This window comes from Micromonospora sp. S4605 (genome assembly GCF_003176715.1).
Classification (GTDB): domain Bacteria; phylum Actinomycetota; class Actinomycetes; order Mycobacteriales; family Micromonosporaceae; genus Micromonospora; species Micromonospora echinaurantiaca.
Genome location: NZ_QGSW01000031.1, coordinates 1 through 1,036, shown reverse-complemented (window position 1 = coordinate 1,036; position 1,036 = coordinate 1). Strand labels below are relative to the sequence as shown.

At 69.2% G+C, this 1,036-nt stretch carries 1 protein-coding gene; it reads left to right on the top strand.

What is annotated here, in order from left to right; genetic code table 11:
- Positions 1–139 precede the first annotated feature (139 nt).
- Entirely contained in the window at positions 140–1,015 is an 876-nt protein-coding gene (locus tag DLJ47_RS01060) for an IS5 family transposase (RefSeq protein ID WP_342447621.1), read from the top strand.
- Positions 1,016–1,036 lie beyond the last annotated feature (21 nt).

Genomic DNA, 1,036 nt, shown 5'->3' with positions numbered 1-1,036 from the left:
AGAGCCTGGTAAATAAGGGTTCTGGGCGGTCGCTGGGCGCAGCGGAGATCGACTACGGCGATGGCGTGGCGGCGTGACATGAGGAAGGGCCTTCGGTACGAGCGAAGGTGACGAAACCAGCACGACCGAAGGCCCAACCCTGTCTGTATACCTTGTCGCCGGTGTCGCCTCGTACGCCACCCCGGCCACCCTCGACGCGCACCTGCCCACCGCCCGGCCCCGGCACTACCCCTCCGACACCACCGACGCCGAATGGGCCGTGCTCGCCCCGCACGTGCCAGCCGGGACCGGACGCGGCCGGCCGATCGTCTACCCTCGCCGCGACATCGTGGACGCGATCCGCTACCTCGACCGCACCGGCTGCCAGTGGGACGCGCTCCCGGCCGACTTCCCCCACCACAAGCTGGTCTACCACTACTTCAAGACCTGGGCCGCCGACGGAACGTTGAACCGCATGCACAACAGCCTGCGTGAACAGGTCCGCACACAGGTCGAGGAACGCAGCCTTCAGCCGACCGCGGCGGTGGTCGACTCCCAGTCGGTTCGGGGTGCGGAGACCGTCGGCCGAGCGACGCGCGGCTACGACGCGGGGAAGAAGATCAACGGCCGCAAACGACACATCGCCGTGGACACCTGCGGCCTGCTCCTCGCGATCCTGGTCACCGGCGGCAACGCGCAGGACCGCACCGCTGCCCGACCCCTGCTCTGGGCGCTACACGCCTGCTTCCCCGGCATCCGCCTCGTGTGGGCCGACACCGGCTACACCGGCACACTCGTCGGCTGGGCCGCCACCCGCCTTGCCCTGACCGTGCGGATCGTCGCCAAGCTCGCCGGGCAGAGCACCTTCGTCGTCCTGCACCGCCGCTGGTGCGTCGAGCGCACCTTCTCCTGGATCAACCGCTGCCGCCGCACCGTCCGCGATTACGAACGGCTGCCCGCCCACCACGCCGCGATGGTCCAGTGGGCCATGGTCATCGTCATGGCCCGCCGCCTCGCCCGCCACCAGAACACCTGAAACCCTTATTTACCAGGCTCT